This window comes from Pristimantibacillus sp. PTI5 (assembly GCF_048572955.1).
In the GTDB taxonomy this organism is placed as follows: Bacteria; Bacillota; Bacilli; order Paenibacillales; family Paenibacillaceae; genus Pristimantibacillus.
This window is the reverse complement of record NZ_CP183886.1, coordinates 6004678-6028924: the sequence shown is the minus strand read 5'-3', so window position 1 is coordinate 6028924 and position 24247 is coordinate 6004678. Positions and strand designations below refer to the sequence as shown.

Below are 24247 nucleotides of genomic sequence, written 5' to 3'. Positions count from 1 at the left end.
ATTTTCACGGCATAAACCACGATTTTGCGGGACTTCGGACGTTTGTCCCCCTAAAGTTTGGACGATTGTTCACCTTCGCGGCGAAGCTGCCGAAATTCGCTTGGAAGCAGACCTGTATGCTTGCGGAAAATCCGGCTGAAATACTTTTCATCCGCGTAGCCCGTATGCTCGGCGATCCAAAAGATCGTCTTATTGGTCTTCGTCAAATACTCTTTCGCCTTGTCTACGCGAAGCTGCCTTACATAATCATTGAATGTTGCGCCCATAATGTCCCGAAAGCATTGGCTGAAATAGCTCCGGCTCATATTGACCTGCTGGCAAATGCTTATCACATTCAGTCGTTCGGCAAGACCGGCATGAATGAGCTGCACGGCCTTTACGATACAATCCTGTACGTCTGACGAATAAAGAGGTCTGCCTAATGCCTCGAGAAGAAGCTGCCGGGTCCTCCCCAGCCAATCTTCAATGTGTACCCAAGCGTCCATCGATGCCGGCGGTTCAAGTCTGCTTGAGGATGCCGGCTGATAAATCCAATTCCACTCCACGATCCACTGGTTTAATTCATTCACAAGCTGAGAAGAAGGCATTCGCAGCTCATACAATTGCTCGACAAGCTGCTCATATTGCGCTAGCTTGTGAATCCACTCCAAAGATAGGCCTTTCTCCCGTACGGACAAAAGGGCTGCTTTGTCCACTTCAGGCGGCTGCGCCATTATGTGATTTACAGACAATGAATAAATCTTGATATCCTCTTGATAGTCATAATAAAAACCGTTGGCTTTATAAGCGATAAGCAGTCTTTCTACCACTGGGATGGACAGTCCCTCCAAGCCGCTCAGTTCTAGGAGGCAAAGCTCCGGATGATCCGCTGCCGCCTCGGCTAAATGCTTTCTAATCTGGGCAGCAGCCTGTTCATCGGCTGGAAGCCACAATCTTAAATGAGGCATAATTTCGTGTTCCGGCACTTGACCGACCTGAATCGGTACGATTATTCGCGGCCGCTCCTTGTCCTCGAGCGCGACGGCGATCATCGCATACCCTGTATCCAAACGGAGCGCTTCAATACCCCGCTCTTTCTCCAGTGCTTCCAGCTTCGCCTGCTCCTCGGCTATACGTCCGCAAATCCGCCCCAGTACCTCCTCAAAGTTCTCCTCCTCGAGCTGCACCTTGGCAATATAGTCAATCGCCCCAAGGCGCAGGGCCTCCTGTATATATTCAAAATCCTGATGCAGGGTTAATACGACGATAAAGATATGCGGATACTGCTTGCGTACGACTCTCATCAATTCAAGCCCGGACATGATCGGCATCGCTAAATCGGTAAGCAGCAAATCGACATCTGCAGCAGCAAGAAATTCAAGCGCCTTCTCGCCATTTTTGGCTTCACCAATAACATGCAAATCAAAATCATGCCAAGGCATTGCAGAAATCAGCCCTTTTCTTACCAGTTTATCGTCATCCACGACCAACACGTTCATCATCTTGGCTCACCTCCCTGAAAGGTAATGTAAGGCGTATAGTGGTGCCTGTGGAAATTTCGCTTACAATGTCCAGCTTCGCATGACCCTCGTAATAGGACTCAAGCATCCGTTTGACATAGCTCATACCGATACCCATACCGACCTTCTCCTGCGGGTTTTTCGGCTCATTCAGCAGCTCCACGATTTTCTCTTGCGTAATGCCCGCTCCGTTATCTTGTATCGTAATCTCGATATGTTCTTTCTGCTTTACGTCTACCTGAATATAGCCATCGTCATCTAGACCGTGGTACAGTGAATTTTCCACAAGCGGCTGCAAAATAAAGCGGGGTACCGCTGCATCCAGCACATCGTCCTCTACTTCAATCCGCACGTCGAAAGCAAAGTCATAACGGATTTGCTGCAAAATGAGGTACTGCCTGAGCGAATCGATTTCTTCTCTTATGGTGGATTTCTGGCCTAGTTTGCCCAGATTATAGTGAAGCAGCTTATTCAAGGACAGCACCAAACGGTCAATTTCCTTCTGCCCGTTCATCACGGCCAGCCAATGGGCCGTATCCAGCGTATTCATAAGAAAATGCGGATTTATCTGGTAAAGCAGCTTTTCCACCTCAAGATCAGCTCTTCGTTTTTCCTTCTGCTCCACCTCCTGAAACAGGTTCGCGATTTGATTCTTCATATTATGGAACTGCTTTAGCAGATAGTTGAATTCAGGGATAGTGGTGCGAACCACTGGTGACTGAATGCGTGTGCTGATCACATTTTTCATCTCCATATTAAACTGGTTCAAGGGCTTATAAACCATCTTCCAAAGCAGCCAAGCGAGAAGGAGACCAATACTCGTAAATAAAGCAAACAAATAGATCATTTGCTTGATCCAGCGGTTTTTCTCCTGGTTATAATCCTCTTTCGGAATAAGCGATACAATGCTCCAGCCTTGGTTGCTTGTGCCCTTAAACCAATAATAGCCGTTCATCAGACCGGCTTCACTGTCAACCGCATGATCCGACGGTTTGCCGTCCGGAGAAAAATAGCCGTTCTGGGGAAAAATGCTGCCGGCCTCACTGTAGGCGATTCGGCCATCGTTATCGAGAATGAGGTGAAACGAGTTTTTGCCGATTCGATCACTTTCGAGAATACTTTGCGTCAGTTTAAAGCCTGATTCAATATAGACGTAAATACCTTCACGGCCAGGCACATCGACCCGTCGCAGCGCTGAGAGCACGAACTCATTGTTATACATGCTGTTGCTAATATGCGGGCCGTAATAAGTGATGCCGTAGTAGGAGGCAAGCATTGGCAGCTTGCTTAATGAGAAATCATCTCTTATAGCATTGTTTTGAAACAAATAGCTATCTTCATTCTTAAAATAGTACATTACTAAGTTTGTAGACGGATTCGTGAACGTTATCAGATTCAGCTCCGTTTGAATATCTTCAATTAAGACGGCTTTCTGATACTGCTGGGTTGCGGATAAATACTGCTCCAGCATCATACCCACGCTGCCCGGATAAGCCAATTGTTGCGATACATGATTCAAATTGCTAATGGTCGTCTCCAATGATAATTGGACTTGATGCAAATTGCTTTGAACCCCGGAATTTAAGTTTTTGCTCAAAATTAATGTAATCGCATGATTAGAGACAAGCGCGGTACAAAGGAACGGGATGATCGTGCTTGCAGCGAAAATTAGAATGATTCTTTTTTTTAAGGTTAATCTCTCAAACGATATTATTCTGAACTTTGCTATTAAACGCTTCATCCGATCGACACCCTTGTCTTCGTTTTGAGGATAAATGTGTACATTCCACATCGCTTAGGCCCTTTGCGATACTATTGTAAGCGATTCATTCTAGTTATACAATGCGATGCGCTCGACACTAGAAATAGATTATGCCGTGTCATAAGCAGCAGCCGATACAGCTGAGATCACCGCCCCTCCCGTATCCCAAGAAAATTAATTAGACCGCTAACATTAATTGTCAGCGGCCTTTACGTGTGAAGGTCTTCACAGGCAGGAATCTTATTTGTTTCTCTTAGAATTTTCTTTTACTATAATGGATGTTTAGTAATTCATTGAGATCCTGACTAATTTTTAATAAGTCTGAATATGGCAAAGAGAGTGAAGCAGCTTCATTTAGCAGTAATCGGTATTGCTCTATTTGCACCTCAATTGGCGGTAATGGAGGCATTAACAGAGAATATGCACTTTCCGACATCTAAACGGGTACAATACGAAGCCATTGCATTGCAACAGGCTGTCCTTTGGCCTTCAAAACTAACCGGTGCAGACCATCGTCGGCACAAAAATGTTCGTGCAGTTTAATTGTCTGCCAGGAATCTCCACACGTATCGGCTAGACCGATAAGATCGTCATCCACAGTAACTTCAATTACCCCAAACTCTTCCATGCGAAAGCATAATTCTAAAGTAAACTCAAACGTGGAACTGAAGGATGGAACGGTAAATTCATAGGCAAGCCAATCATTTGGAGCAAGCTGTACATATAAAAGCTCATCCGGTTGCCATTCTTCACCCTTCATATGTTGGAAAAAAGGTTTATCTCTTTGTTCTTCTACAAATCGGATATCTGTTCCATCATTAACTCTAAAACCAATCTTCTTATCACATGGTTTCCCGATGCCGAAACTTGTCCCCTCACCTTTGTAACCATAAAAGATTGCAGGAATACGAACTGGAGGCCTACGGAAAAGAGCATTAACGACCTCTGATCGATACACACAATGTTCAAATAACAAATTGTTTAGATATTCCCAGAGGATCCTCTCAGCGGTTTCCGCATCCGGTTTCTTCCCACCCTCCAAATAGTCAACGAGCAATTTCCAGCTAATTGGCATATTTACTGAACAAGGAGAATTGGTACAGTCCATCTTTTTCCATGTCCAGAAGTTCCAGGATATATCGTGATCTTCATACAGACGAAATACGCCTGCAAACCAATCGCAGTTGTTTTCACCGCCTTCGCCCATGAAAATCGGTACGTTCCACTCATTCTGTTTGTCCAGAAATGACTGGATGCTTTCCGTATCCGGGTTATTCCAATATTTATGGAATTGCAGCATGAGATTGTCGTCAATCTTCTCGTCGAAAATAGACCAATCGGTAGCCCAGTGCACACCTTCCAAAATAATCATATGCCGGTCATCCACTTCTCGGATGGCGTTCACGATCTCTTTATAAAGCGGCATAACTTGATCGTTATATTCCGAGAACCATTGCGGAAGCGGCTCATTCAACAGGTCATATCCTGCGACGATCCATTCCTCTTTATAGCGTTCCGCGAGCATTTTCCATAATGCGACCGTTAACCGTTTATTCTTATCATCCATGAACAATTCCGGTTTATCCTGTTCCGAGTCATCGATATTCGTCCCCGTTTGTCCACCGGGAGCACCGTGTAAATCAAGGATGACATAAAGCAAATGTTCACGGCACCAGTCAATAACGCTGTCAATCATCTCGATACGTCCATTGATTAGACGCAAAGGTTCTCCGTCCTCAATCAGGAATCTGGCACTTATCGGCACGCGAACGGAATTGAACCCTTCACTCGCGATTTTTTGGATATCTTTTTCTGAAATATAATTTTCGTAATAAATATCCCAAAACTGTGCGGATTTTTCTTCTCCGACTAATTCTTTAATCATGCGTTCAATTCGGCGTGGACGGTCACCTTGATCGGGAAACCGCCACATATAGCCTTCTGGCAGCATCCAACTGCCGAAGCCGACGCCCCGAAACAGGACTTCTTGGCCGTTGCCGTTAATGATTTTTCTGCCAGAGGCTTTTACGAAACCTTGTACCTCTATGGATTTTCCCATCGTCTCAATCTTCATCCTTTCCAATTAACCTTTAATTGCACCTTCTGCTATACCGCTTAAAATATATTTTTGCAGGAGCAGATACAAGACAATAATCGGCAGCATCGTCAGCACCAAAGAGGATAGAATGGCCGACCAGTCGTTGTTATACTCGCCAAATAGCATGTTCGTAGAAATCAAAAGTGTATAATATTTCGAATCTGTTAACATAAGCAGCGGCAAAAGAAAATCGTTCCACATCCACAAAGCATTTAAAATAGCTACAGTTGCCGTTATTGGCAGAAGCAACGGCAAGATAATAGAAAAGTAAAGCCGAAATTCACCGCATCCGTCCATCAATGCTGCTTCATCCAGATCCCTGGGAATCGATTTCACGAATCCATGGTATAGAAATATCGCGAGAGCTACTCCCAAACCAATATAAATCAATCCCAGTCCGTATGAAGTTCCTTGCACTTTCAGTTCCTTAGCGATTTTGACCAGCGAAATGATGATGGAATGAAACGGGATTAATGACGATAAGACAAATAATCCGAACAGAAAGCTGCTTATCTTCCCAGGCGTCCTCGACATCTTATATCCGGCCATGGATGCAAAAAGGATGATTCCTGCTACCCCGATAATAGTTACGACTATGGTATTCCCAAAACTGTTCAGATAATCGATTTTGTGGTAGGCATCAACATAGTTTCCGAAATCTAATCGGGTGGGAAACGACAATACATTCGACAGCATTTCTCCATCCGGTTTAAAAGAATTTAATAGCGCCATGTAAATGGGGAAAAGAGTAAAAATAGAAGCAATAATTAAAACAAGAAAAATAAAAGCATCTCCGGCTCCGCGCCCGATTGGTCTATTGTTCGAATGCCTCTGTGCCATTATGCCTCTACCTCTCTTCTCTTCATAATCAACAATTGGATGAGTGTAATTAAGAGGACGATCAAGAAAAGGATAATAGCTTTAGCGCTGGCATATCCGAAACGTTGGTTGAAACGAAAAGCTTCTTCCACAATGTTTATCGCGATGACCTGCGTTGACCTTCCCGGCCCTCCTCCGGTTAATGCAAATACGGCGTCAAACACTTTAAATGAAGTGCTAAGCGCTAGGAAAATACCGATTGTTAGCGCCGGATATATCATGGGGAACGTAACATGACGAAAGATCTGAACTCCGCTGGCACCATCTATAGCTGCTGCTTCTTTCAACTGCACGGGTACCCCTTGTAGAGCGGCGATATAGATGACCATTTGGTAGCCTACCCCGCCCCATAATGAAAGGATGATGATGGAATAGAATGAATAGGCCGGATCACCGATCCAGGATTGATCTAGAAAGCGAATACCGGTAGACTCAACAAAAGATGGCAGCACTTTCGTAAAGATGAACACCCACATGAATCCGCCGATGATCAAGCTGAGCATGTTCGGCATAAAAAATATGGTTCGAAACCATACTTTGCTCTGCCGCCTGGATTCCACAAAGACTGCCAAGAGCAAAGCAATGACATTTTGCAGCACAACCATATAGATTACATATTTCAATGTAAACCATATTGATTTCATGAAATAAGCATCCTTCAGCGCCTCGGTATAATTGGAGAATCCCACCCAGTCATAGGTGGGATCCAATCCATTCCAGTTCGTCAAGCTGTACAACACGCCCCCTATTGTAGGGGCGATAGTAAATACAGCATAGAATAATAATGCCGGAAATACGAAGGCGAGAAGGATGACCGTTTGCTTGTATTTTTTTGTAAAATTCATAATCCGTCACTCCCGGTCACCTGTTTGTCATTCTTATTGCGCTGCTTTTACTGCAGTTGCCCATGCCTTATCCATCGTGCTGATGAATTGCTCTTTGGTAACCTCTTTAACGTAATAGCTTTGCAGCAATTTGGCTTGTTCGTCTGTAACGCCATTAGGCAGTTTGAGATCTTGGTATGCTTTACCCTGTGCCACATATTCGGAAGCTTCATTTACCCAAGGGAACACTTCATATTTGTGAACGCTCGACACGGGATTGAACTTCAGTTCTTGGAACAATGCCGACGAATCTTTCTCATCCAAGATATAGTTCAAAAGATCAAGCGCGACTTCTTTATTGTCGCTGGTTTTCGATACAGCAAGTGTTGTGGAGGTCGACAAGTTGATCATCGTTCCAGCGGCATTGTTGCTAACCGGAAGTGGAGCTACGCCAAACTCAAAATCAGGATTTACTTTTAGGAGCGTTTCTGCATTCCATGGTCCTTGTATCCACATCGCAGCTTTGCCGTTCGCAAATTCAGTGGAACCCGCTTCATTGCCTACTTCAAAAGGTTTATCTGTTCCGTTTGCATTAATGAGATCAATAATATTGAATATCCCTTGAACATCTGCATAAGAAGCTTCGCCTTTGTTCATTTTTTCGATCCAGTCCGGATTCTCAGAGGAAATGATTCCACCAAGGGAAAGAGCTGTCATCAGCTGAGGCACCCAAGACTCTTGGAAAGCAAGCAAGAATGGCTTTATTTTAGCTGCATTCAATTTATCTACGGCTGCTTTCATTTCATCAAGCGTTTGTGGAGGCGTGATTCCCACATCGCTAAAGATCATTTTGTTGTACAAGTATCCCCATGCCAAGCTCTCAAGCGGAAGGGCTACAACTTTGCCGTCAAGCGTTACGGTATTCTTCACGCTATCATATAAGGTTGCAATTGCCGGTTGACTCGTAAGATCTTCCAAATATCCAGCTTTTTCATACGTTGGGAGATCGTTGGCATGTACATCAAAGATGTCGGGAGCGTCATTGGAAGCCAAGCGCGCTTGAAGAACTTGTTTAGCCTGGTCTGGATTCGGCATTTCGAGATCGATCGTAACATTGATATTTTTCTCTGCTAGTTCTTTGGCTTTAAACTGTTCAAAATACTTTTCAAATTGATCCTTGAAACGCGGAGATCCGATTTGCACTTTCAGTTCTACTTTCTGTGCCTCTTTTTTCGGTTCTTCCGTGTTTTCGCCAGAAGTTCCTTCATTGGTAGCCTGGGCTGCATTTCCGTTGTTTTGAGTGTTGTTAGTGCCGCAAGCCGTAATTGACAACATCAACATAACGCTTACAAGTCCCAGGTATAACGCTTTCTTCATTGTCTTTTCCCCCTTAATTAATAAGTACATCCTTAGTATAGGGTAAGTTTTTAGGAGGATCATTAGAGCCAATTAGCAACTATTGTTGCACAATATTGATAACGCTTACTTATCGATTTCCAGTGCGAGATACCTCTCAAACGAAACAAACAAAGCCCCTTTTCCGGGGCTTTGTTTGTGTTCAAATTCATAAGATAATAATTCACACCATTACGGCTTGGTCAGCTCGAAGTTATCGAAGGTCGCCCAGTTGTTCGCATTACCGTCTGACCATATACCGACTTCTATTTGACCGTTTGTCACCGGAATGCTGTTGATCACATACTGTGTCCAGTTGCCCACGGCTCCCGTTATCTGTGTGTTCAGTTCCGCACCGCCATACCCTTTAGCTACGAGTTTCAACCCGTTAAAGCCTCCACCGGTGCGTACCCATACGCTGTACTTGTATGTTCCGTTTGGAACCGCTGCCGTCTGGGTCGTCAGTTGCGTGAATGCGGATGAAGCAAAGTGCACCATCTTGTAGCTGCCATCAAACGGATTATCCTGTTCTACCAACTGTGAAGCCGGTCCTCCGTGCCAATCCGTCCATCCCGACGTGTTACCCCATTCTAATCCCCCATTGCTCAATAGATTCGCAGGAACCAGTTCAAAATCTTCGAATACCGCCCAGTTGTTTGCGTTCGCATCCGCCCAGACTCCGACTTCGATTTGACCGTTTGTTATTTTGATATTGTCTATCGTATACTTCGTCCAACCGTCGCCGGCGTTGGATGAGATAACCGAGGCTAGTTCAGAAGCAGCACCTACCTGTTTAGCAAACAGATTAAGCTTCTTCTGGCCCCCGCTGCTGCGCGCCCACGCACTAAATTTGTAAGTTCCATTTGGAACGGTTAGCGTCTGCTTTGTTAATTGCTGATAGGCCGTTGCAGCCCAATGGACGAGTTTATAGTTACCGCTGCGCGGATTATCCGTATCCACGCTTTGAGCGTTTGTCCCACCATTCCATGAGGTCCAATTCGTTGTGCTGCCAGTTTCGAAACCTGCATTATTCAGTAAATTTCCGCTTGAGATTGATGTTGTCGGGATCAACTCCAGCCAGTTCAAGTTCCATCCGCCGGAGGCAGCTAGCAGCCGCAGCGTCTGGACGCCGGCACTTAGCGTCACGTTCTGCGACAGCGTCGTCCATGATTGCCAACCGCCGGTGTTAGGTACGGAATAGGTGGTGAGAAGTGATGTGCCGTTCTTCAGTTGAACCGCGTTGGCGGGACCCGTTTGGCTCGCTACCCGGAGACGAACTTTGTACGTCCCCGAAGTCGGAACGTTAATTCTGTAATCCAGCCAGTCTCCCGTATCAACATAACCGACGTTTAAACCGCCATTCTCGTCGAGCGCGGCTTCCGTTTGAACACCGGATGAAGCATTACTGTTTTCGGCTTCGATTAATCCAGGCGATTCTTTTGTATTCATTGCCGAAGTGTTTAAACCGAATCCATATGGAAAAAGGGGTGAATAATTAGTATCGTTCGAGTTATTCGGGATTTGCGACATGCTTCTAGGCCAGGTCAAAGGTAATTTACCCGTGAAATCGTAGTCGCCGAATAAGACATCCGAAAGTCCATTACCCTCGGTTCCCGGCAGCCATGCGGCTACGAACCCTTTCCAATCCGGAAGCTGATTGGTCACGATCATAGGCCTGCCGGACAGCATGATGACCACCATCGGGACGCCGGAACTTTTCACGTTGTTCAACAGTGTTATATCATCCGTACTGAGCTCCAGATCTGGTCTCGGTTGCCCTGTACCGACATCGCCGACCATTTCGGCCGAAGGATATTCGCCAATGACAACTATGGCCACATCGTTTCCGGCTGCACCAGTCCCGGATGAAGAAAACGTTACATTCGCTGAATTCGTAACGGCGCTTTGAATCCCTTGCAGGATTGTCGTTCCCGGTGTAATGCTGCCCGGAGAACCCTGCCAGGAGATCGTCCAGCCTCCGGACTGGTAACCGATATCGTTAGCTTTTGTTCCGGCTACGAATACTTTTGAAGCTTTGGACAACGGCAATATATGATCTTCGTTCTTGAGCAGCGTCGCCGATTTACGCACGGCTTCACGGGCAACCGCCCGGTGTTCCCCACCGCCGAAAGTGCCGCCGCTGATCAAGCTTCTATCGGCATAAGGAGATTCGAATATCCCGGCCTCGAATTTAACACGCAGGATTCGGCTTACTGCATCGTTGATTCTGGCCTGAGAAACTTGGCCGGTATTGACTAGGTTTTTGAGCGTCGATATAAAAGACTGCCAGTTGTCCGGCTCCATAAACATGTCGATGCCCGCATTGACGGTTGCTTTGAGCGCATCCGAATAATTCGAATAATATCCCTGGTTGACGAGTGCATAGGTGCCGTTCCAATCCGAAACGACCATGCCCGTAAATCCTAGATCCTGTTTCAGCATTTCCGTGATCATATGGTAATGGGTATGTGCCTTTACATTATTCCAAGTGGTTAGTGAAACCATGACTGTTCGCGCACCGGCAGCGACCGACTCACGATAGGGTTGGAGGTAGGGATCCAGTTCCTGTTCGGTCAGGGTTACGTTGCCCTGGTCGTCACCATTCGTAGTTGTGCCGTCCCCTACCCAGTGTTTTATGCTGCCAACCACTTTGGTACCTTTCAGAAACCCGCTGTCCGTCGGAAGCCCCTGCAGACCTTGCGTATAAGCGACGCCCATTTGGCCGACTAAAGAAACATTTTCCGAAAAGCCTTCGTACGTCCTTCCCCATCTCATATCTTGCGGAGCGCACAAGCATGGTGAGAAGTCCCACTGGATGCCCGTTGTCCGGACTTCTTTGGCGGTTACTGCGCCGATGCGCTTCACCAGATCTGCATCCCGAGTAGCGCCCAGACCAACATTGTGAGGGAAGATCGTGGCTCCGTAGACGTTATTATGTCCATGAACCGCGTCCACTCCATAAATAATTGGAATTTGCAGGCGGGTTTGCATCGCGGCGGACTGGAACGCATCGACGGTATCCGCCCATGCGGTCGGAGTGTTCGGTGACGGATTTGATCCTCCTCCGCTCAAGACGGAGCCGATGAAATTATCCTTCACCTGTGTTGTGGTAGCGGTTAATCGCTCCACTTGGAGCATCTGCCCTACTTTCTCGTCCAGCGTCATCCGCGACAAGAGATCCGCAACCCTTGTATCAATTGAAAGAGCAGGATCCTGGTAAGGAAGGAGAGCAGCAGAAACGCTGGTCGGCAACACCGATGCCATTGATACCACTATGCAGCTAAGGAGAGCGATGGAGATACATTTGCGATACATGTTTCGGATATTTACGGAATTCATAACAACCTCCTATATTGGAGAAGCCATCCCTAGAGACAGCAATATGCCTAAACAGGATGGCTTCTCAGAACTTGGTTTACCCTTAGCGGATCTTACTCATAAGCCCGGAACTCTGCAATTGACCACCAGCTCGTGGAGTTTTGCTTTAAAGTGATCTTGATGTAGCGGCCTTCCGTTATAGGGAAGTTGGCCGCAACGACAGGTCCGGTACCTTCGCCGTTCGCAACCGTTTTCCAATTCGTATTGTCGAAGGACATCTCCACGCTGAATTCTCTTGCATAGTCGTTTATATTGGAACCCGAATCCATGACGATATGATTAATCCATTGATTGGAGCCCATATCAACCGTGAACGATTGACCGCTTGCTTGGGCCACACCGTTGCTCCAACGGTTAGCGGTGTTACTATCCAGTGCGTTGGCTGCCATACCGCCCGATTCCGTCGAAGTTGCAGCGGCCGTCCATCCGGTCCGGCTCTTCTCAAGTTCACCGTATACGTTCAGTTCGGTAATCGTCCACCAGTTTGATGCTGTGCCTGTTTGGACTACCTTCAGATAACGCGCCGTCTGCGGTGCGAAATCTACAAGAACAGCAGCGCTGCTTCCGGAACCGCTTGCTATAGTTGACCAAGTTGTGCTGTTGGTTGAAACTTGAATCTGATATCCTCTCGGATAATCGGCCGTAAATGCGCCTGCATCAATCAGTACCCGATTGAACGTTTCATTACGTCCAAAGTCCACTTGATAATATTGGCCATTTGCCTGTGAAGCGCCGTTAGCCCACCAAGTGGAATTGCTGCCGTCGATGGCTCTTGACGGAACATTTCCGGACGTATCGGACGATGATGCTGTTGCCGTCCAACCACTTTTGTTCAGCATCGGCTCCGAATACACGTGGAACTCGGCAATCGACCACCAGTCCGGTCCGGTCCCGGTTTGGACGACACGTACATATTGTGCATACTGCGGCGTGAAGGTCATGGCCTGCTTCCAACCGAAGCCCTGTCCGCTCTTCACAGTCGTCCAGTTTGTCCCGTCATTCGAGATTTGGATCTGATATCCTCTTGGATAATCCCACTTGTCCGTGGTCTTTGTTTCGAAAGAGATCTGGTCGAACACTTTTTTCGAGCCCATGTTCACCTGGAACCATTGGCCGTTCGATTGCGCTGCGCCGCTGCTCCAACGAGTAGTCGCGCTCCAATCGAGAGCGTTCGAAGGCGAGCTGCCCGATTCGGTAGACGAAGCGGTTGCCGTCCAGCCTGTTTGGTCGAGCGGGACGGTTGCCATCCACGGATCGCCCTTCGCGAACTTTTTGACCGTGTTGATGAAGCTGGTATTCGGTTGGAAATTGCTCGTTCCAAATTGTTGAAGCTTGGTTGTAATCGTCGAAGCATTATCATTGTTGATTACCGGCACCGGAGCCGGATTACTGTTGTATAAACCCCAGTAGCCGCCGACGCCTTCATTCATGTCACCCTTGACCTTATATGTCCAGTTGGTCCAGGAGGCATGGATTCCGTTCAACCCACCCATCCATTTCGACCAGACATCGTCATAATGATAGAGCGAATATTCGCCGAGAAGAACGGGAACATCCCAGTCGTTTTGCTTGGAAACCATCGACTGGATCTTGTCTTCAACCATGGTGTTTTGCGCATTCCAGTCTTTTCCGTTCGGCATATCGTAAGGATGCACTTCATATACGACATTCGTCCATCCTTTTACGCTTGGCGCTACGATATTGCCCCAGTCAAAGAATGCAGCAATATAAATCGTGTGGTCGGGATCGATGGCGCGAACAGCGTCATACAACCGGTCATAGTAATCCGCCTTCTGGTTCACGTCATCCGTGTCCTCGCCATAGTCAATCAACGGCTCGTTCATCAGATCGTAGCCTGCTATCGCCGGGTTGTTCTTGTAGCGGGTCGCCATCTGCTGCCAAATGTCCACGGCCCAATCCTGGTATGTCGTATTCGTCCAGAATTCGTTCGGGTTCGGGCCAAAACGTCCGCAGCTGCCAAACGGGCAATCGCCGCCGGGCAGGGTATGCAGATCCAACAGAACATAGAGGTTTCTGGAAGCCGCTTCGCTAACCAGCCAGTCGATTTTGGTCCAGGCATTGGATTTCCACGTACCGTCATCGTTCAGCAGCTCATTCCAGCCAATCGGCAAACGGATCATGTTCATACCCATGCTAGCGATATTGTCCAGGTCGCCGGATTGTATCCATGTATCCTGGTGCGTCGTGACCAGGCTTTCTGCCGTCGTGGCGCCGAAACGCTGTTTATAGGTTGAATTCATCGAGAAATCGTCGTTGTTGAGGTATACATTCATTTCCCCGATCGTCCACCAGTTCGTGGTGCTGCCTGTTTGTGTGATTTTAAAGTAACGCGCGGTTACGGCAGGAAAATTGATCGGTGTTGCCTTCCGCCTTCCTTGGCCGCTTGCAACCGTTGTCCAGCTCGTGCCGTCCTTGGACACCTGAACGGTATAGCTGCGTGGGTAGTCCTGCTCTGACGACGTGTTCTTCTCGGTATCAAGAATAATCTGGTTGAATGGGATGTTCGCGCCCATATCGACCTGGAACCATTGTCCGTTAGTCTGCGCAGCGCCTGTTGTCCAGCGTGTGCTTGTATTGCCGTCTTTAACATTGCCGGGTCCAGCACCTGTGCCGCTTGAAGATGCCGTTACGGCCCAGCCGGTCCGCTCCAACGCATTGCTGGAGAAAAGAGATACGTCAGCGATCGACCACCAGTTGGCACTACTGCCCGTCTGTACGATCCGGACATAACGCATATAAGAAGACCACCAGAATTCCGCAACAATAGTGCGGGAGGATCCGTAAGCGCTTGCATATTTCGTCCAGTTTACACCGTCCGATGAGCCGAGCACCTCATAGCCGCGCGGATAGTCGCCAGATGACGAAGGTCCGGCATCAATAATGACCTTGGCAACATCCTGCCCCGATCCAAGATCGATTTGGAACCACTGGCCGTTGGTTTGTGCCGCTCCGCTCGTCCAGCGTGTATTCACATCACCGTCAAGTGCATTGGCGGCCGAAGTTCCCGAGCCGGTTGATGAGGCAGTTGCCGTAAGTCCCGTGTTGTTCATGGTCGGGTCCGAGAAAACGTTGAACTCCGCAACCGACCACCAGTCAGCAGTATTCGTTCCGGTTTGAACAACCCGAATATATTGCGCCACCTGTGGAACGAACCTGATAATCGTGTTCTGGGTGCTGCTTGAACCGCTGGCAACATCCTTCCACGCCACACCATCATTTGATACCAGCACTTGGTAGCTTACAGGATAATCTCCGTTAAACCCTGCTGCGTTAACATAGATTCTGTTGAAGTAACCGACATATCCCATATTCACCTGGAACCATTGCCCGCCTACTTGACCGGTGCCGGTATCCCAGCGCGTCGTATTATCACCGTCGATTGCATTTCCGGCGCTGGCGCTCTTTACCGATGCAGATGCGCTCCAACCGGTCCGGTCAAAAGCAAATTCACCGGTAGGGGACATCCAATCCTCAAAACTTAGCCATCCACCCAGATTTGTGCCGCGAAGGTTTACAATATCTCCTGTTCCGGAATTTTTCTTGATGAATTTCCCATCTGTTTTCAGGAAGTCGTTGGAAGTGAATGATGCATTGGCCGTAGGCGGTTTCGGTAGGGTAATCAGGAGTTCCATCACGACGGCCAAGGCCAGTACGAATGACAGCAACCGTTTTTTCTTCATCATTTCGTCTCCTTTTTTCATAATAAAATTAACTAATAATTTTTAACTTTATGATAATTTATTTTTAAATAATTCTTTCAAAATCACATATATGCAAGTTTGTTGCCCACCCCTCTATCTAGTTATATTAGTTTTTCTGAATTAAAGCGTTTACATTTGATGGAATATTTACAATCCTCCTTTTTTTGGTATGCTACAATTCTAACGAATAGCGAAGGATTAAATCTATTCAGAATATTAGCAATAATTTTTGTACTTTATTGACATTCCTTGCTATTACCTGCGTTAAACCCCTTTTTATATGAAAATCAAAATTATGGACAATTGTTGCTTAGATCGCGTTAGCTAAATGATAGAATCATCAGTAAAAACTATTCGGATATATAACAATTATAAACTTTGCATTTTGGGAATGATTTTAATAAAAAGACTACATAGGAGGGTTGAATTTGGATGTGTGGCATGTATGGGAATGTAATCAATGCGGTTCAACATTGACAATAAACTACGATGCAAACGATGATGATTATAACAGGATTAAGAATTGCGGTTGTAAGTTTGAGGGTGTATTAGAGTGGAAGCATAATTATAATGATGTGCATAGTAATTGATATAAAAATTGCCTCGGACAAAAGTCTGAGGCAATTTTACGTTTCCAAGTCTGAGATTTTTATGATGAATTAACTTATTTTTTATTGAATGAATATTGAAACACATATTAGTCAGTGGTAATATGATAAAAAGAGTCATATTAGAAAATACTGATATGAGATGGAGGAATTAATCATGGGACAAAATATATGGGATGTAAAAGCAAAATTCATCCGTGGTTTTAGCGACAAGACGAGGCTTCAAATATTGGAATGTATCCAAGACCAAGAAAAAACGGTTTCTCAAATTGTGGATCAAATCAGTGGGAATCAATCGAATATTTCGCAGCATTTGGCTTGTTTAAAAGGTTGTGGAATAATCGTTGGGCGCCAAGAAGGTAAATTCATTTATTACAGTTTGCGAAGCGAACAAATCAGGCAGCTGCTTTCGATGATGGATGATGTTTTCCATCTGGTTGAAGAAGATGTTGCTGCATGCGAGAGAAATGAACAACTGGAATGCTGTACAGGGAAAGCAGAGGTGCAGACCATATGAGTGATGAAACTCATAGGCCTAGATTTAAAAAAACGCTAACTTTATTTCATTCTGTTCAAGACAAGGCATGTCATGATGACTGCTGTAATGAACCAAAACCGAATGCGTTAACTAGTTTGCCGACGATGAATGGGATCTCTGCCATAACAAACACTCGTACCTATAACATTGAGGGCATGGATTGTAGTTCTTGCGCTATGACCATTGAGAACTATTTGAAAATGATTCCCTCCGTTAAAAGCGTTACTGTCAATTTTTCTACGGGAAAGGCGAAAATTGAACACGAAAACAGTGCGGAGGAAATGATAAAAGAAGTTCAAAAGGCAGGTTATAAAGCAAGTTTGGTTTCAAACAAAGCATCTAAAGTCGAGCAAAAACCTTCTAAATCAAGCACCAATCTTCTTGTACTCTCTGCTGTCTTAATAGTACTTGGTTATCTCGGTTATTTAAGCGGCGTATCCTCGTTCATGATAAGCATGCTTTATGTGGCATCGATTATTATCGGCGGTTATAAACCCGCTAAAAGCGCATTTTATGCGATCAAAAGCTGTTCATTGGATATGAATGTGCTAATGACAGCTGCTGTCATCGGAGCAGCTGCTATTGGTCAATGGCTTGAGGGTGCTACGGTCGTTTGGTTATTTGCGCTGGGCAACGTTCTGCAAACCAGGTCCATCGAGAAAACACGAAATTCCATACGGAACTTAATCGATCTTGCTCCCCCAGATGCATGGGTCAAAGTCGGTACAAATATGATTAGAAAACCCGTAGAAGACATCTCTATCGGAGACATTATGATTGTAAAACCTGGAGACAAAATCCCACTTGATGGAGAAGTAATCATTGGGGAATCCAGTGTCAATCAGGCGCCCATCACTGGTGAATCAATTCCCGTTGATAAGAACGTTGGTGATCAAGTATTCGCAGGCACAATCAACGAACACGGATTGCTTGAAATAAAGGTTACCAAGCTAGTTGAAGATACAACAATTGCTAAAATCATTCACTTGGTTGAAGAAGCTCAAGAACAAAAAGCCCCCACACAGGCATTTGTCGATAAATTTGCCCGCGTGTATACTCCTATTGTGTTTGTGCTTGCTCTTGTGGTTATGATCCTCCCTCCACTTTTTAGTTTCGGGGATTGGGGAGAATGGTTTTACAAAGGACTCGAACTCCTAGTCGTTGCATGCCCCTGCGCACTCGTCATCTCCACGCCCGTTGCTATTGTTTCTGCTATCGGAAATGCGGCCAAAAACGGTGTTTTAATCAAAGGCGGTGCTTTTTTAGAGATCGCAGGTAAGATTTCAGCCGTGGCATTTGATAAGACGGGTACCCTTACCGAAGGGAAACCTAAGGTAACGGAAGTCATATCTGTTGGAGATTTTGAGCATGACGTTTTATCTGTCGCGCGTACATTGGAAGAGTTTTCTACTCATCCCATTGCGAAAGCCGTTGTTGAACATGCAAAAGACAAAGGAGTACCGTCTTTAAAAGGCGAACAGTCTCGTAATATCGTTGGTAAAGGCATCCAAGCGGTTATTAGTGGAACCGAATACTTTGCTGGCAACCTAAGACTGTTTCAAGAGCTGAAAACGCCTCTTGGTCAAACAGAGTCTATAATAACCGCCTTGCAGCATGAAGGAAATACACTTGTCATTGTTGGAACAGTAGATAAGCTAATTGGGGTAATCGCGGTTGCGGACACGGTTCGTGAGAGCGCGGTAAATGCTCTGAAAAGCCTGAAGCAAGCAGGAATCAATCAAGTTATCATGCTTACGGGAGACAACGAAGGAACAGCCAAAAAAGCAGCCTCCCAAACGGGTGTCACCCGATATTTCGCGGAGCTGCTTCCAGAGGATAAGGTCAAAGCTGTTCAAAAGCTCCAGAATGAAGGTAATATCGTTGCGATGGTTGGCGATGGCATTAATGACGCGCCTGCACTGGCAACTGCCGATCTAGGCATCGCTATGGGCGGAGCAGGAACAGACACGGCGATGGAAACAGCCGATATTGTTTTGATGGCCGACAACTTGGAGAAGCTGCCGCATACCGCAAAGTTAAGCCGCAAAGCTCTGAGGATCATCAAACAGAACATTTGGTTTTCAATTGTTGTGAAACTTGCTGCTCTGATTCTTATCTTTCCGGATGTGCTTACCTTGTGGATCGCCGTAATGAGTGACACAGGTGCAGCATTAATTGTAATTCTAAACAGCATGAGATTGCTAAAAATCAAAGGATAATCAAAGGACCTATGTCCTTCGTTTCCTTTATTTATAAGCAGAAAAATAATGACCTTAAATTACATTCACTCCAATTATAAAAAGGCAAGCTTGTTAGGTTTGCCTTCATTCCGATTCATCCCACCAGCCAAGTTCAGGATTTTTATTCTTTCGCACTTCTGTCTGCTGGCGGCTGGTATTCATTATTCAGCCACAGCGCCGCTGACCCACTTCACCATTGCGGGATCGCGGTGGGAGAAGAACAAGCTCTCATTTGTATCCAAAGTAGCAATCGCGTTCATATCTTCTTCAGTTAATTGGAAATCAAAGATATTGAAGTTTTCGGCGATTCTTTCCTTGCGTACAGATTTAGGGATGACAACGACACCTCTTTGTGTCAGCCAGCGTAACACTACTTGAGCAACGGACTTATTATGCTTTTCAGCAATCGAAACTAAGATCTCATTCTGGAAGATGTTATTTTTACCTTCTGCAAAAGGGGCCCAAGACTGAATCTGGACTTGATTCTCTTTCATAAGATCTTGGCTTTCGATTTGCTGGTTGAATGGGTGAGTTTCAACCTGGTTTACGGCAGGAATGATCTCATTATGGATGATCAGATCCATCAAACGATCCGTATGGAAGTTGCTCACGCCGATTGCTTTGATTTTCCCTTCCCGATACAGCTCCTCCATCGCGCGCCATGATCCGTACACGTCGCCATAAGGCTGATGGATGAGATAGAGGTCCAGATAATCCAATTGTAGTTTTTCAAGGGATGTTTCAAACGCTTTTTTCGTCTTTTCATAACCTGCATCGCTAACCCACACTTTGGTGGTGACAAATAGTTCTTCCCTTTGTACGCCGCTCCGCTTGATCGCTCTGCCGACCGCTTCTTCATTTTTGTAAACTGCAGCTGTATCCAGCAGACGATAACCTGCCATCAATGCGTCATAAACCGCTTGCTCACATTCATTGGCATCTGCGATTTGGAAAACCCCAAAACCGATAATCGGCATCTCTACACCATTGTTCAAAATTACTTTTTGCATTTTAAATCCTCCTGTTTTGTTATTTTGCCTGCGGTTAACCGCTACTCAGCATTATAGTCATCATTGTAACTGCTATATATCACCGTGTAATTAGCGCCATACGCCAATGTTATGACATCCGGCGCCAAACTTATTGTTAGTGATTGCTCGTCATGCCAAGCGAATCTTCGGAAATCTCATCAAAGCCTAAATGTACGGCACGCCAATTGGAAGGGGTATCGTCTTCCCAAAGACGGAAGGCTCGGTAGAATGAGCTTAGGTCTTCATATCCAAGCAGGAATGCTACTTCTTTAAGATCGAGCGAAGTGTCCGCCAGGTACTCTATTGCCTTCTCGCGTCGAGCTTCAGTTAACAATTGTTTGAAGCTCGTGTCTTTGTCGGTTAGTCGGCGCTGCAAGGTACGATCGCTCATCCCAAGCTCACTTGCAACGATATGAATGTCTGGGCGCCCTGAAGCTAAGCTGCGTTTCATAATCCACTTGACCATCTCTGTGATGGATTTGCTGCGTTGCTGCTCATTTAGCGACCGGTCCAGTGCTGGCGTAAGAATCTCGAGCAACTCGGCGTTGTAAGAGATAAAGGGACGATCAAGATCGCTTCGGTAAAGAGTAAGCCGGTTACGTTCAGCACCTAACTTAATGCGGCAGCCGAAGTGTTCCTCTAGGGCTTGTACATTGCTCATCTGGCCTGATAATTCAAGTGCATGTGCGGTCATCGAATAACCTGAGCCGCGCCGCCCGATCTCGAGAAGAGATGCCAGCGTAACACCAACCAGCATCGGGGGCTCGGGCTGTTCTGCATAGAGCCATTCCAGTTCGATTGAACAAAACTCGCCCTTTTCGATAATGTGAATGCGTTCGGGGACGCACATTTGTTTATATCGGGCCATTCGTATTAGCGCGTCACGATAGTTACGCGAATGGTACGGGGCCAAGACGATCGGCGGCAACTGCGCTGTTTCAATACCTTTCGCAATCTTAACAATGCATTCAGCTGGGTTATTAACCAACTCCGAAAAGGCTTGCCAGATTGCAAAAAACTTGGCTGTATTAATAACAAACGATTCATTAAGAACAGCCAGCGGCAATTGTGCTTTGCGAATCACATCGTGGGCAGCAATATTAAAATTAGACATTCCCCTCCAAAAAATTGCAGGAAATTTAATACGGTCCAAAGAATGAGACGTCATCCATTTTCACTTCCTTTTATTATGTTCTAATTCATTTAAGCTTAGTTTTGTGTATAATATTAAATTCACTTACGATCGTTGAGTAAATAGAACAGAGCGACAATGCGCTTGCGTAATACGCCATAACATTATGTGAATTTATATCCACTTAAGGTTCTGAGGCATAAGGTCTACAGTAAGCAAGAAACAACCGATGGTATCGTTTACGACTTTATGCCTGTTGATGCTCATGTTCATCAAATGCGTAGTGCAAAAAAACAAATACCGAGGCGTATAGGCCCTGGTATTTGTTTCCTTACTTTATTACATCCAATTCCGCCTTTTTAATCAAGCTCTTTTTCGGCAAGCCATGAAGATAGTTGATCGGCAACCTCAACATTATTTAGATCTGCGAATGGAAAATGGGTATTTCCAGTAATGCCCTTATCTGGAAGATGAACGATGGTAACATCACCACCATGGCTGTTTACCACCTCGGCCCATCTGTTCGCCATCTCAAGACTCGCACGCCAGAAATCCTCCGCAGGGACATCGGATGGTTGTTCTGGAATATTGTCCCCATAATACACCACTATTGGAATTTCTGTCAGCTGTTTGAAATCATCAACCGGCACAGTTAAGCCGGGTAACTCCTGAGAGAATCTATTGGGAATCGGTTCCGGCGCTTCTCCTTCCGGAAAGAGAAACGCGGCAGGTTCATAGGCGACAATTGCATGGACATTATCGTTCTTCATAGCCGTTTTCCAACCCGGAGCACCAGCTTGGGAATGGGTGACCAGAATACCGGGACCGGACTCATCGAATACAGCTGACATGGCATCCGAAATTACCTCTTCATCATAAGCGCCTGTATTTGGGGTCATCCAACGGTAAAACTGATCCATAGATTCTTCATCCTGTGGAAATTGAACCCCCGGATAAAAATTAGGCATACGTCCGATACGGAACTGTGTAGCCCACATTTGATCCGATGTCGCAGGAGTAATTTGCTCGGGTACAGTACTTTGACCAGCATCCCCGCGACGAGGCTGATCTACAAGGTACACACCAAAGCCTCTTTTCAGGAAAATATCCTGAAAGCCTTCCCGCCCATCAGGAGTCTTCTGCCATGATCTTTTAGACTGGCCTGCGCCATGAAGGAAAACAAGGGGATATTCATTTGCATCTTCCGGGATCTGATAAAACACATCGGCATGATCCCCATGAAGGGTCTGTCCAGCCGGATCGAAGGGATTTTTTGAATCAAAAGTTCCTTCCGACGTGATAACAGTTCCGCCTGCTGAAAAATTGCCCTGCTCAGCCAAGACGAGGGAATCTGTAGAATTTGCCGTATTGCAACCACCGAGCAAGGAAATTGTCAAACCTCCTGTTAACAGCAGTACACTTAATCTTCGTCTTTTCATAATCATTTGCCTCCTGAAGAATACAATTATGTTATATCAGTCCTTATACTTGTTAAAACTGGCGCGTGCCGCAAGTAACCCCCTTTTTGTGCTCAAAATTAAAACGTGGGCCATGTTATATTCGTTCGTCTTGTTATCAACGCCGGTATTAATCTTACCTAATTCAGGAGGCTTCGTAATTAGCGTTATACGCCATACTTATAACATCACCCGCCAATTTCTTTTAGCTATTTTTTTGATTTGAACATTAACAAAAAACGGCTGCCAATCGTTTTGACGGGCAACCGCGGTGTCTTATCTTAATTCAGTTATCATCGTCTTTGACTTTGATTTGAACACTATTCTTAGGAATGCGTGTTCGTTCTTAAACCACTAATATTGAAACAATATTATCGACCAGATTTGTTCCTCCTCCTTAGATTGCATTGCATTTCCACTTCTCTTCAATACCGCGATAACGAACGATCGCGATTAATGGACATAAACGCGATAATGGCTGCTAACGCTGCCGAAGCCGCACTGATCCAAGTAATCGCCATAATTGAAAAGCTCCCTACTGCAATTCCTCCAATGCCTGCGCCCGCAGCAAATCCTAGTTGCACGAAGGTGCTATTCAGACTAAGCACAATACCGGAGGATTCTGGTGCAAGTGACACGAGGTTGAAATTTTGTGTTGGCCCGAAAGTCCAGCAAGCGATCTCCCAAAACATGAGCAACGCTATGATTGGAGTTATCCATTCTGAAACAACAGAGACCACTAATAGGGAGAAGACTTGTACGAACATGGAGACAAAGAGAGTACGCATTATGCCTATCCGATCTGCCAAAAAGCCACCAAGCCTAGAGCCGATTAAGCTACCTATACCCAAGACCAAGAGAATGACACTTATTTTTGACTCCATTGTTGGCATAACTGCCGTCAAATATGGAGTAATATACGTATCAACCACTGAAAAGCCAATAAACACGAAGAACGTTACGCTTAGAGTAATTGCAATCCTTGGCTGCTTTAAAAAAGAAAATCTCTGGCCCAGCGGAACAGCCGCCTCCCCTTCCAAGGCCGGAATCGTCCGGGCAACAGCAAAGAGTGCAAGTAGGCTCAAAAAGCCGATCCCCCAAAAGAGGGTCTTCCAATCATGTGCCGATGCGACCATGCGGCCGATTGGGATGCCAAAAACAAGTGAGGAGCTAAAGCCCATTGCTACGTTTGCCATGGCTCCGCCTTGACGTCCTGGTGATGCCAGCTTAGCAGCTATCCCATAAGCTGTGACGACGAATACGCCCGTTCCAATCCCTAGGATCACTCGAGAGGCCATTAAAAATATGAATCCAGGAAGAGCTAGTGTTGAAACGACACCGAGCAAAATGATACCGAGAGCCAGCAATAATTGTTTACGTTGGTTCATCATCGCCGTCGCTAACATAACAAGTGGTGTTCCAATTGCGTTACCGAGTGCAAAAACCGTTATGAGCTGCCCCGCTGTAGCTACCGATACGTCCACGGAAGCAGCGATATTATCCAGCATCCCTACAATACTGAATTGAGAAGTGCCTACCACGAAGCTGATAAGGGCTAACATATAGATTTTCAGGTTATTGTTCAATTTTAATCATCCCACTTTATTCGTTTTTACACTCTCCTGCATACATAAAGCATTTGTGAGTTAAGTCTTATTATGCATGAGCTGATAAGGATATCGTT

14 protein-coding genes are annotated in these 24247 nt (G+C 45.8%); 2 read left to right on the top strand and 12 right to left on the bottom strand.

The window, feature by feature from the left end; all coding sequences use genetic code 11:
• Positions 1–50: 50 nt before the first annotated feature.
• The 8 genes from ACN6MW_RS26500 to ACN6MW_RS26465 form a co-directional block, all read right to left on the bottom strand.
• Positions 51–1481, bottom strand: a complete 1431-nt coding sequence (locus tag ACN6MW_RS26500) for a response regulator transcription factor (RefSeq protein ID WP_419872828.1) — start codon at positions 1479–1481, stop codon at positions 51–53.
• Positions 1456–3240, bottom strand: a complete 1785-nt coding sequence (locus ACN6MW_RS26495) for a sensor histidine kinase (protein ID WP_419872827.1) — start codon at positions 3238–3240, stop codon at positions 1456–1458. Before ACN6MW_RS26495 ends, ACN6MW_RS26500 begins: the two co-directional genes overlap by 26 nt.
• A gap of 457 nt (positions 3241–3697) precedes the next feature.
• Complete coding sequence (locus ACN6MW_RS26490) at positions 3698–5320, bottom strand: glycoside hydrolase family 5 protein (RefSeq protein WP_419872826.1); 1623 nt, start codon at positions 5318–5320, stop codon at positions 3698–3700.
• Positions 5321–5344: 24 nt separating this feature from the next.
• The gene (locus tag ACN6MW_RS26485; RefSeq protein ID WP_419872825.1) at positions 5345–6199 is read right to left on the bottom strand and encodes a carbohydrate ABC transporter permease; all 855 of its coding nucleotides are present in this window, start codon (positions 6197–6199) and stop codon (positions 5345–5347) included.
• On the bottom strand, positions 6199–7083 hold the full coding sequence (locus tag ACN6MW_RS26480; protein WP_419872824.1) for a carbohydrate ABC transporter permease: 885 nt from the start codon (positions 7081–7083) through the stop codon (positions 6199–6201). The genes ACN6MW_RS26485 and ACN6MW_RS26480 overlap by 1 nt, the downstream gene beginning before the upstream one ends.
• Before the next feature lie 33 nt (positions 7084–7116).
• Entirely contained in the window at positions 7117–8439 is a 1323-nt protein-coding gene (locus ACN6MW_RS26475; RefSeq protein WP_419872823.1) for an ABC transporter substrate-binding protein, read from the bottom strand.
• A 210-nt stretch (positions 8440–8649) separates the two neighbouring features.
• A complete protein-coding gene (locus ACN6MW_RS26470) occupies positions 8650–11796 on the bottom strand; it encodes a glycoside hydrolase family 3 N-terminal domain-containing protein (RefSeq protein WP_419872822.1) in 3147 nt (1048 codons plus the stop codon).
• 92 nt (positions 11797–11888) lie between these two features.
• Positions 11889–15539 carry a discoidin domain-containing protein gene (locus tag ACN6MW_RS26465; protein WP_419872821.1) on the bottom strand — a complete coding sequence of 1217 codons (3651 nt, stop codon included), beginning with the start codon at positions 15537–15539 and terminating at the stop codon, positions 11889–11891.
• Positions 15540–16319: 780 nt separating this feature from the next.
• Here ACN6MW_RS26465 and ACN6MW_RS26460 point away from each other — a divergent pair.
• Both ACN6MW_RS26460 and ACN6MW_RS26455 read left to right on the top strand, forming a co-directional pair.
• Positions 16320–16682 carry an ArsR/SmtB family transcription factor gene (locus ACN6MW_RS26460; protein WP_419876456.1) on the top strand — a complete coding sequence of 121 codons (363 nt, stop codon included), beginning with the start codon at positions 16320–16322 and terminating at the stop codon, positions 16680–16682.
• On the top strand, positions 16679–18922 hold the full coding sequence (locus tag ACN6MW_RS26455) for a heavy metal translocating P-type ATPase (protein WP_419872820.1): 2244 nt from the start codon (positions 16679–16681) through the stop codon (positions 18920–18922). Before ACN6MW_RS26460 ends, ACN6MW_RS26455 begins: the two co-directional genes overlap by 4 nt.
• 182 nt (positions 18923–19104) lie before the next feature.
• Here ACN6MW_RS26455 and ACN6MW_RS26450 read toward each other — a convergent pair whose 3' ends face one another.
• The 4 genes from ACN6MW_RS26450 to ACN6MW_RS26435 all read right to left on the bottom strand — a co-directional run bounded on the left by ACN6MW_RS26450 (position 19105) and on the right by ACN6MW_RS26435 (position 24149).
• Positions 19105–19953: an aldo/keto reductase gene (locus ACN6MW_RS26450; protein WP_419872819.1), complete on the bottom strand. Its 849-nt coding sequence runs from the start codon at positions 19951–19953 to the stop codon at positions 19105–19107.
• Between the two features lie 136 nt (positions 19954–20089).
• Positions 20090–21142 carry a helix-turn-helix domain-containing protein gene (locus tag ACN6MW_RS26445; RefSeq protein WP_419872818.1) on the bottom strand — a complete coding sequence of 351 codons (1053 nt, stop codon included), beginning with the start codon at positions 21140–21142 and terminating at the stop codon, positions 20090–20092.
• 323 nt (positions 21143–21465) lie between these two features.
• Positions 21466–22545 carry an alpha/beta hydrolase gene (locus ACN6MW_RS26440; protein WP_419872817.1) on the bottom strand — a complete coding sequence of 360 codons (1080 nt, stop codon included), beginning with the start codon at positions 22543–22545 and terminating at the stop codon, positions 21466–21468.
• Positions 22546–22988: 443 nt separating this feature from the next.
• Entirely contained in the window at positions 22989–24149 is a 1161-nt protein-coding gene (locus tag ACN6MW_RS26435; RefSeq protein ID WP_419872816.1) for an MFS transporter, read from the bottom strand.
• Positions 24150–24247: the final 98 nt, after the last annotated feature.